Annotated in this window: 6 protein-coding genes; 3 read left to right on the top strand and 3 right to left on the bottom strand. The window is 61.7% G+C overall.

The annotated features are described in order from the left end of the window. The first annotated feature begins 241 nt into the window (after nt 1–241). The gene (gene asnB, locus AC4OR5_RS09590; protein ID WP_116271223.1) at nt 242–2,188 is read left to right on the top strand and encodes an asparagine synthase (glutamine-hydrolyzing); all 1,947 of its coding nucleotides are present in this window, start codon (nt 242–244) and stop codon (nt 2,186–2,188) included. A gap of 54 nt (nt 2,189–2,242) precedes the next feature. Here asnB and hldE read toward each other — a convergent pair whose 3' ends face one another. Both hldE and msbA read right to left on the bottom strand, forming a co-directional pair. Further along, on the bottom strand, nt 2,243–3,664 hold the full coding sequence (gene hldE / locus AC4OR5_RS09585; RefSeq protein WP_003123589.1) for a bifunctional D-glycero-beta-D-manno-heptose-7-phosphate kinase/D-glycero-beta-D-manno-heptose 1-phosphate adenylyltransferase HldE: 1,422 nt from the start codon (nt 3,662–3,664) through the stop codon (nt 2,243–2,245). Between the two features lie 40 nt (nt 3,665–3,704). Then, nucleotides 3,705–5,516: a lipid A export permease/ATP-binding protein MsbA gene (gene msbA, locus AC4OR5_RS09580; protein WP_003095749.1), complete on the bottom strand. Its 1,812-nt coding sequence runs from the start codon at nt 5,514–5,516 to the stop codon at nt 3,705–3,707. A 107-nt stretch (nt 5,517–5,623) separates the two neighbouring features. On the opposite strand from msbA, the gene AC4OR5_RS09575 reads away from it, so the two are divergent. Further along, nucleotides 5,624–6,274, top strand: coding sequence for a BUD32 family EKC/KEOPS complex subunit (locus AC4OR5_RS09575; protein ID WP_058161064.1), 651 nt, complete (start codon nt 5,624–5,626; stop codon nt 6,272–6,274). A 6-nt stretch (nt 6,275–6,280) separates the two neighbouring features. Further along, nucleotides 6,281–7,486, top strand: coding sequence for an O-antigen ligase WaaL (gene waaL / locus AC4OR5_RS09570; protein ID WP_058161063.1), 1,206 nt, complete (start codon nt 6,281–6,283; stop codon nt 7,484–7,486). An 18-nt stretch (nt 7,487–7,504) separates the two neighbouring features. Here the strand turns inward: waaL and wapR are convergent, their stop codons facing one another. Beyond that, nucleotides 7,505–8,389: an alpha-1,3-rhamnosyltransferase gene (gene wapR / locus AC4OR5_RS09565; protein ID WP_003095756.1), complete on the bottom strand. Its 885-nt coding sequence runs from the start codon at nt 8,387–8,389 to the stop codon at nt 7,505–7,507. Nucleotides 8,390–8,485: the final 96 nt, after the last annotated feature.

Raw genomic sequence — 8,485 nt, 5'->3', positions numbered from 1 at the left:
GGCCAGAAGCTGATCCAGCAGTTCGTCGGTAATGGTGTGGGGCGTCTTGTTCATGGTGTCTCCAGTTCTCAGCGACAGTGTCGCTCATGAGCCGGTTACACAAAATTTCGGACACCCTCAAAAGCATGAAATTACTGCAGGCTTATCCTCTTCCCTAAGTAAAACCTTTAAATACAATCCCGCTTCTTGCCATCCCCCTCCCGCGTCATCCCCAAGCCATTCCCGTCGACGAGTAAAGAAAATGTGCGGTATCAGTGGATTTATCCAAAGACACACTGAAAAGACCCAAATGGTACAGATCATTGGCCAGATGACGGACAAGATCATTCATCGTGGCCCCGATGACAAAGGATATTGGTTGGATCATTCCATCGGCCTGGCGCTCGGCCACCGCCGCCTGGCCATACAGGACCTGTCGACGGCCGGACATCAGCCCATGCCGTCTGCATGCGGACGGTACGTCATAGTCTTCAATGGGGAGATCTACAATCATCTGGCACTCCGTGCCCTGCTCGAACCGCATCCCTGGAGGGGGCATTCCGACACCGAGACGCTGCTTGCCTGCTTCTCCGTCTGGGGTATGGAGAAAACCCTATCCAATATCACTGGCATGTTTTCCCTCGCACTTTTCGATAAAGAAACGAGTAAAATCTTCCTCATTCGTGACCGGCTAGGGGAAAAACCTTTATATTATGGGTGGCAGGGAAACTGCTTCCTGTTTTCCTCCGAGTTAAAGTCTCTGACCATACACCCAGAGTTCCAAAAAGAGATCGACAGAGACAGCCTTGCAGCATTTCTACGTTTTGGATATTGCCCCACTCCCAACAGCATCTACAAAGGTATAAAAAAACTTCCGCCCGGGCATTACATTCAATTGAACCTGGCTAATGCCACGCCAGGTGAACTCATGGATCCGCTCCCCTACTGGTCTCTGAGCAAGGTCATCGCACAAGGGATCCATCAGCCATTCCAGGGAAGTGACTCAGAGGCCGTGGATGCCCTGCACCGGCAACTGTCCGCCAGCGTTACTTCGCAAATGCTCAGTGACGTACCTCTTGGCGCCTTCCTTAGCGGTGGCGTCGACAGCAGCACAATCGTGGCCCTTATGCAGGCTCGGCATTCCCGGCCCGTACAGACGTTCACCATTGGCTTCGACGAGCCCGGCTACAACGAAGCGGAACACGCCAAGGCTGTCGCCCAGCATCTCGGCACCCAGCACACCGAGCTTTACGTCAGGGCCGAAGACGCACTCGCGGTGGTGCCGTGTCTTCCCGGCATCTACTGCGAGCCCTTCGCCGATAGCTCACAGATACCGACCTACCTGATCAGTCGCCTGGCCAAGCAATCCGTAACGGTCGCTCTCACCGGCGATGGTGGCGATGAACTGTTTGCCGGCTACAATCGCTATCTCACGGCATGCCAGGCATGGAACAGGTTGCAACAGCTTCCACTGATTGCCAGGATGACGCTCGCAAAACTGCTGAGCGCTCTGCCACCGGCGATGTGGGACAGCCTGTTCTCTCTCGCAAGCCCCTTGCTACCCTCGAAGTACCGTTTGCGCACACCAGGAGACAAGCTTCAGAAGCTCGCCGGTCTCATGGCGTTTTCCAGTGAAGAGGACTTCTACAAGGATCTGGTCAGCCACTGGAAGAAGCCTACGAACCTCGTCATCGGCAGCGAGGAACCGGCTTCCGTCTTTTGGAATCTTGACAGCCTCCCCGAGATGGAAAGCTTCGAACAATGGATGATGGCCATGGATACCCGGACCTACCTGGCCGATGACATATTGGCCAAGGTCGATCGCGCCGCGATGGCTACCAGTCTGGAAACCCGCGTTCCGCTCCTCGATCATCGCGTGGTCGAACTCGCCTGGAAAATGCCACTGAACCTGAAGATCAGAAATGGCGACGGCAAATGGCTGTTGCGCCAGGTTCTTTACCAGCACGTTCCCCGGGAACTGATCGAGCGTCCCAAGATGGGATTCGCCATCCCTCTGGACACCTGGCTGCGGGGACCGTTGCGGGAGTGGGCCGAAAGCCTCCTGGCCGAGGAACGCTTGAGACGCGAGGGCTACCTGCGCCCGGAGCCGATTCGGCGAGCCTGGCAGGAGCATCTCAGCGGAAAAAGAAACTGGCAAGGCCCGCTCTGGAATGTATTGATGTTCCAGGCTTGGCTGGAACATCAATGATCCAGCCACAGGGCCAGGGGTCGGCGTGAAGCGGGAAGAACCTGCTAACGGGAATCAGCGCTGGCGGATCTTTTCGACGATGGCGGTGGTGGAGCTGTTCTCCACCAGGCCGAGCACCCGTACCTCGCCGCCGTAGGCCTTGACGATCTGCGCGCCGACCACCTGCTCGACGCCGTAATCGCCGCCCTTGACCAGCACGTCCGGACGCACCTGCTCGAGCAGGCGCTCGGGAGTGTCTTCGGCGAAGCTCACCACCCAGTCCACCGCGCCAAGCCCGGCGAGTACCGCCATGCGCCGGTCCACCGAGTTGATCGGCCGGCCAACGCCCTTCAGGCGAGTGACCGAGGCGTCGTCGTTGACCCCGACGATCAGGCGGTCGCCCTGGGCGCGCGCCTGTTCAAGGTAGGTCACGTGGCCGGCGTGAAGGATGTCGAAGCAGCCATTGGTGAAGACGATCTTCTCGCCGTGGGCGCGGGCGTCTTCGATTGCCAGCAGCAGTTGCTCCAGGCCCAGCACGCCACGCTCGGAACCCTGCTCGCGCTGCACCGCGCGACGCAGTTCGGGCGCGCTGATCGCCGCGGTACCCAGCTTGCCAACCACGATGCCGGCGGCCAGGTTGGCCAGGCCCACCGCGGACGGCAGCTCCTCGCCGGCGGCAAGCGCCGCGGCCAGGGTGGAGATGACCGTATCGCCGGCACCGGTGACGTCGAACACTTCCCGCGCCCGCGCCGGCAGGTGCAGGGCCGGCTGGCCATGGCGGAGCAGGGTCATGCCATGCTCGCCGCGGGTCACCAGCAAGGCGCCGAGGTCGAGTTCGCTCATCAGCGCCTGGCCCTTGGCGACCAGTTCGGCTTCGTCGGCGCAACGGCCGACGATGGTCTCGAATTCGGACAGGTTCGGGGTGATCAGGCTGGCGCCGCGATAGATGGCGAAGTCCTTGCCCTTGGGATCGGCCAGTACCGGAATGTTGCGCGCCCGCGCCGCCTGGATCAGCACCTGGTGGTTCTGTAGCGCGCCCTTGCCGTAGTCGGACAGCACCAGCACCTTGACCTTGGCCAGCAGCGACTCGACGTCCACGGCCAGGGCCGCCGCGTCGGTGCGGAACGGTTCCTCGAAGTCGACCCGCAGCAGTTGCTGGTGACGACTCATGACCCGCAGCTTGACGATGGTCGGCTGGCTATCGATGCGCTGGAAGCGCGCGTCCACTCCAGCGGCCTTGAGGCTGTTGGCCAGGCTGTCGGCGGCCTCGTCGCGGCCGGTGACGCCGACCAGCAAGGCCTGTGCGCCCAGCGCGGCGATATTCAGCGCGACGTTGGCGGCGCCGCCGGGGCGGTCCTCGTGCTGTTCGACGCGGACCACCGGCACCGGGGCCTCCGGCGAAATGCGCGAAGTCGCGCCATGCCAGTAGCGGTCAAGCATCACATCACCGACCACCAACACCGGGGCCTGGTCGAAACGGGGCATGGACAACTTCATGGGAACTCCAAACAACCTCTCGGGGCAGACGCCCAGTTTATCAGCCGACAGGCGCCGGCGCCTGCTCATCCAGTCCCATCGCGTGCAGCCGCGCATAGTGGCCGTTCTGCGCCAGCAGCTCGGCGTGGCTGCCGCGCTCGACGATCTGCCCCTGGTCCATCACCAGGATCAGGTCGGCCTTCTCGATGGTCGACAGGCGGTGGGCGATCACCAGGGTGGTGCGCCCTTTCATCACTTCGTCCAGCGCCGCCTGGATATGCCGCTCCGACTCGGTGTCCAGCGCCGAGGTCGCCTCGTCGAGGATCAGCAGGGGCGCGTCCTTGAGCAGCGCCCGGGCGATCGCCAGACGCTGGCGCTGGCCGCCGGAAAGCAGCACGCCATTCTCGCCGACCTCGGTGTCGAAGCCTTGCGGCAGGTTGTCGATGAATTCCTTGGCGTTGGCAGCCTTCGCCGCCCGCTCGATTTCCTCGCGCGGCGCGCCAGCCAGGTCGCCGTAGGCGATGTTGTTGGCCACGCTGTCGTTGAACAGCGTGACCTGCTGGGTCACCAGGGCGATGTGGCGGCGCAGGTTACGCAGGCGATAATCCTCGACCTCAACGCCATCAAGCATGATCTTGCCGTCATTGTGCTGATAAAAGCGCGGAACCAGGTTGGCCAGGGTCGACTTGCCGCTACCGGAACGGCCGACCAGGGCGATCATCTGCCCGGGTTCGGCGACGAAACTGATGTCATCCAGCACCTGCTTGTCGGTTCCGGGATAACGGAAGCTCAGGTTGCGCACTTCCAGGCGCCCGCTGACCCGCTCCTTCTCGACGCTCCCCTGGTCTTCCTCCGCCGCTTCGTCGAGCTGCTCGAAGATGCTCTCGGCGCCGGCGACGCCGCGCTGGACCGTGGAACTGACCTCGGAAAGCTGGCGGATCGGTTTGGGCAAAAGGCCCGCCGCGGTGATATAGGCCACCAGGTCGCCGGCCGAGGCGTCCCCGCGCAGCCACAGCACGAGGAACATCAGTATCGCCATGGCGACGTAGATCACCAATTGCAGCATCGGCGTGTAGACCGCGCCTGTCTTGGTCATCCGCAACTGCTTGTCGGTATTGCTCTGGCTGGCGTCGTGGAAGCGCTTCTCTTCATAGGCTTCGCCGCCGAAGCTGCGCACCACCCGGTAGCCCTGGATGGTTTCCGAGGCGACGTGGGTGACGTCGCCCATGGCCACCTGGATCTTCTTGCTCTGCTTGCGGAACTTGCGGCTGGCGGTAGTCACCATCACCGCGATGACCGGCAGGATCGCCAGCATCACCAGGGTCAGCTTCCAGTTCATCCACAGCAGGTAGAGGAACAGGAAGACCACGGTCAGGCCCTCACGGATCACCACCTTGATGGCATCCGTGGCTGCTCCGGTGACCATGGTCACGTTGAAGGTGATGCGCGAGATCAGGTGGCCGGAGCTGTGCGTGTCGAAATAGCGGTTCGGCAGCACCAGCAGCTTGTTGAACAGGGCGACCCGCAGGTCATGCACCAGCCCCAGGGAAACCTTGGCCAGGAAGAAGTTGCCGAGGAACGAGCCCAGCCCCTGCCAGGCAGCGATCAGGATGATCAGCAACGGCACCGCGTAGACCAGGTGCAGGTCGCGCAACCAGGGCCACTGCACATTCGGAAACAATGCCGCGTCAGGATTGGAGAGGCCGTCGACGAAATACTTGAGGATGCCCGCCAGCATCGGCTGGGTCGACGCGAAGATCAGGAAACCGACGATGCTGAGTAGGAACATTCCGATGTAGGGCTTCACGTAGCCCAACAGGCGGAAATAGATCTTGAGACTGGAAGGTCCGGGATTCTGAGGACTATCGCTCATGGTTTCTTACATGCTGAAAAGGTCCCGGAGTGTAGCACAGGACCTCCATCACTCTGCCTGGAAGGCGTGTTGGGGTAAGATGGCGGGCCGTTCGTTCAGGAGCTCGCATGCGAGTCATAGACTACCCCTCCTACTTGCAGTTGCGTGACAACGCAGAAGTGCTGGAAGCCGATGGTCATGGGGACAAGGTACTGCGTCTGCGCGACGGGTCCTTCCTCAAGCTGTTTCGCCGCAAGCGCCTGATTTCCTCCGCAGCCCTGTTCCCCTATGCGGAGCGCTTCGCCCGCAATGCCAGCGAACTGGCGCGGCGCGACATCGTTTGCCCGAAGGTGCTGGACGTATTGCGGATCCCACATATCCAGCGCGACGCAGTGCACTACGAGCCGCTACCGGGGCAGACCCTCCGCCAACTCGACCGCAACGACCCGGAGTGCGGCGACGCAGTCCGGACGCAACTGGGCGAGCTGATCGCCGTGCTGCACGCCAAGGGGGTGTACTTCCGCTCGCTGCACCTGGGCAACGTGGTGCGCACGCCGGAAGGCCGGATGGGCCTGATCGACATCGCCGACCTGCGGGTCCAGCGCTCGGCGCTCAGCGCCGCCCAGCGCATTCGCAATTTCAAGCACCTGCTGCGCTACGAACAGGATCGAACCTGGTTCCTCGACGACAGCGAGCACCTGGTGCTCAAGGCCTATCTCCGCAGCAGCCAGGTCCACTGGACACTCGAGCAGCTCCTCAAGCAACTGCAACTGGATTGAGCAAGGATGTTCGCAGCTACCCGACTGACCCGTCTCCGCCACGATACCAGCCGCATCCTCAGCCACTGGATTCTGCCGCTGGGCTGGCTGGCCCTGCTCACCGGAATGTTCTGGGTCGGCGACCGCTCCGACTACCATCGCCTTTTCTATATCCTCCTGGCGGCACCGACGCTACTGTACGTGATACTGCAACCGCGTCTGCTTCGCCCGCTAATGGGCTCGCCGCTGTTCATCGCCTTCCTCGCCTTCAGCAGCTACATGATGCTGAGCCTGTCCTGGTCGGCCCCCGAGAACTCCACCGGCTCGCTGCTCAAGCGCCCCCTGTACATCGCTCTCCTGTTCTTCTGCGCCGCCATCCTGGCGCTCGAAGCCCCCCTCCGCCTCAAGACCGCGACCTGGCTGGCAGCCCTTGGCGCGGTGATCTCCGCGGCAGCCACCTTGCTGCAATACTACTGGGACGCCAACCCGCTGCGCCTTACCGGTTATGGCGCTCTCTATAACCCATTACTGAGTGCCCATGTCTATGGCGCCTTCACGGCATTCTGGCTGGCTTATTGGATGCAGTCGCGCCCTATCCTGGCCCCCTTGCCACTGATTTCCCTGGCGCTGCTCGGTGGCCTTCTCATCGCGACCGGTTCACGTACTCCCCTGGTAGGGCTCACAGCGGCCCTTATGTGGCTGGTCCTGGCCGGAGACAGGAAAAAAGCCCTCATCGCCCTGGCACTCGCCCTGGCTGGAGCGCTACTGGGCTACATCCTGTACCCGGAAGTGATCACCCAGAGAGGGGCATCGTTCCGCCCGGAAATCTGGGCCGACGCCCTACGCCAGATCAGCGAGCATCCATGGCTCGGACACGGCTACGATCATCCGATGCGAATCGTCCTGAGCAACGGCATGCTGCTCGCCGACCCGCACAACATCGAACTGGGTGTGCTTTTCGCTGGAGGGATCATCGGGCTCCTGCTGTGGGTGGCGATCTACGCACTGGCCTTCGGCTTCTCCTGGAAAAACCGGAAGTCTCCAGCCGTTCTGCTAGCCTCGACCTGGCTGGTGTTCGGCCTGGCAGCCGGACTCACGGAGGGCAACGCCTTCCTGCCCCGTCCCAAGGAACACTGGTTCCTGATCTGGATTCCCATGGCGCTGCTGTATGCGCTGTGGATCCAGCAAAGGTTCGCCGCCAGCAGGCGCGGGGAGGATATCGCCGCGCCTTGAGTGCGGCGATATCAGCGGTCAGGAGAAAAACAGCCGCGCAATGCCGCGGAAGGTCTTCTCGTTCCAGTACTTCAGCGGCAAGCCGGAGAGCAGCTCCCGGGCCAGTACCTTGTCCCGGTTCGAGCACTTGAGGAACATCGAATTGCGGAAGCGCATGATCACCTGCTCGTAATCGGGGTGATCGCTGAACTGGCTGTACGTCTTGAATACGTTGTCCACCATGAAACGGGCGTTCTTGTACGTATTGGTGGGATGCTTGCGGTACTGGGCGAGGACCTCGCCAAGAATGTCGATGACGTAGCCAGCCTTGGTCACCGCCAGTTCGATATAGACATCTTCCAGGCGTATGTCCGGATCGAAACCGCCGACCTTCTCCAGGGCTTCCCGGCGGAACATCAGGGTGGGCGCCATCGGGCCCGGCTTGCGGTCCAGGAACAGGTCATCGAAGTCGAGGCGGCGGAAAGGCAGGTCGCGTTTGCGCTGCTCCTTACCCGGCATGACCCGGCCATTGGAGTCGATGATCTCGATATTGCCCGCGCAGATACCTACCTCGGGCTTGTCCCACATGTGTGCCACCTGTTTCTCCAGGCGTTGCGGCAACATGATGTCGTCCGAACCGAAAGGCACGATGAGATTTCCCCGGGCCCTGGCGATCGCCTCGTTGAGCGTTTTCGACAGTCCCTGGTTCTGCTGGACCCTGAGGTCGAAGCCGTACTTCGCCTGGAGCCCGCGCAAAAGCTCGACGCTGCCATCGCTGGAACCATCGTCCACCACCAGCAGTTCCACGTTGCGGTATGTCTGCGCAGCCACGCTGGCGATGCTCGCTTCTATATACTTTTCGTGGTTATAGGAAGCGATGATCACGGAAACCAATGGCTGCGAACCATCATCGACGAGCGCCATAGCTACAACCTTATCTGTCCTTCACGTCCCCATTCAAAGCGCCAGACATGCATGAGCGATCCTGCGATCTTCATCGGTCCTACACCTCCCCCCAGC

It is taken from the genome of Pseudomonas sp. YA1 (assembly GCF_058680555.1).
Note: the sequence above shows the minus strand (reverse complement) of the source record. Positions and strands in the feature narration are given on the sequence as shown.

What these genes read in the sequence shown, in the direction of transcription:
- asnB (WP_116271223.1), top strand. Translation starts at nt 242, where the DNA reads ATGTGCGGTATCAGTGGATTTATCCAAAGACACACTGAAAAGACCCAA.
- hldE (WP_003123589.1), bottom strand. Translation starts at nt 3,664, where the DNA reads ATGAAGTTGTCCATGCCCCGTTTCGACCAGGCCCCGGTGTTGGTGGTC.
- msbA (WP_003095749.1), bottom strand. Translation starts at nt 5,516, where the DNA reads ATGAGCGATAGTCCTCAGAATCCCGGACCTTCCAGTCTCAAGATCTAT.
- AC4OR5_RS09575 (WP_058161064.1), top strand. Translation starts at nt 5,624, where the DNA reads ATGCGAGTCATAGACTACCCCTCCTACTTGCAGTTGCGTGACAACGCA.
- waaL (WP_058161063.1), top strand. Translation starts at nt 6,281, where the DNA reads ATGTTCGCAGCTACCCGACTGACCCGTCTCCGCCACGATACCAGCCGC.
- wapR (WP_003095756.1), bottom strand. Translation starts at nt 8,389, where the DNA reads ATGGCGCTCGTCGATGATGGTTCGCAGCCATTGGTTTCCGTGATCATC.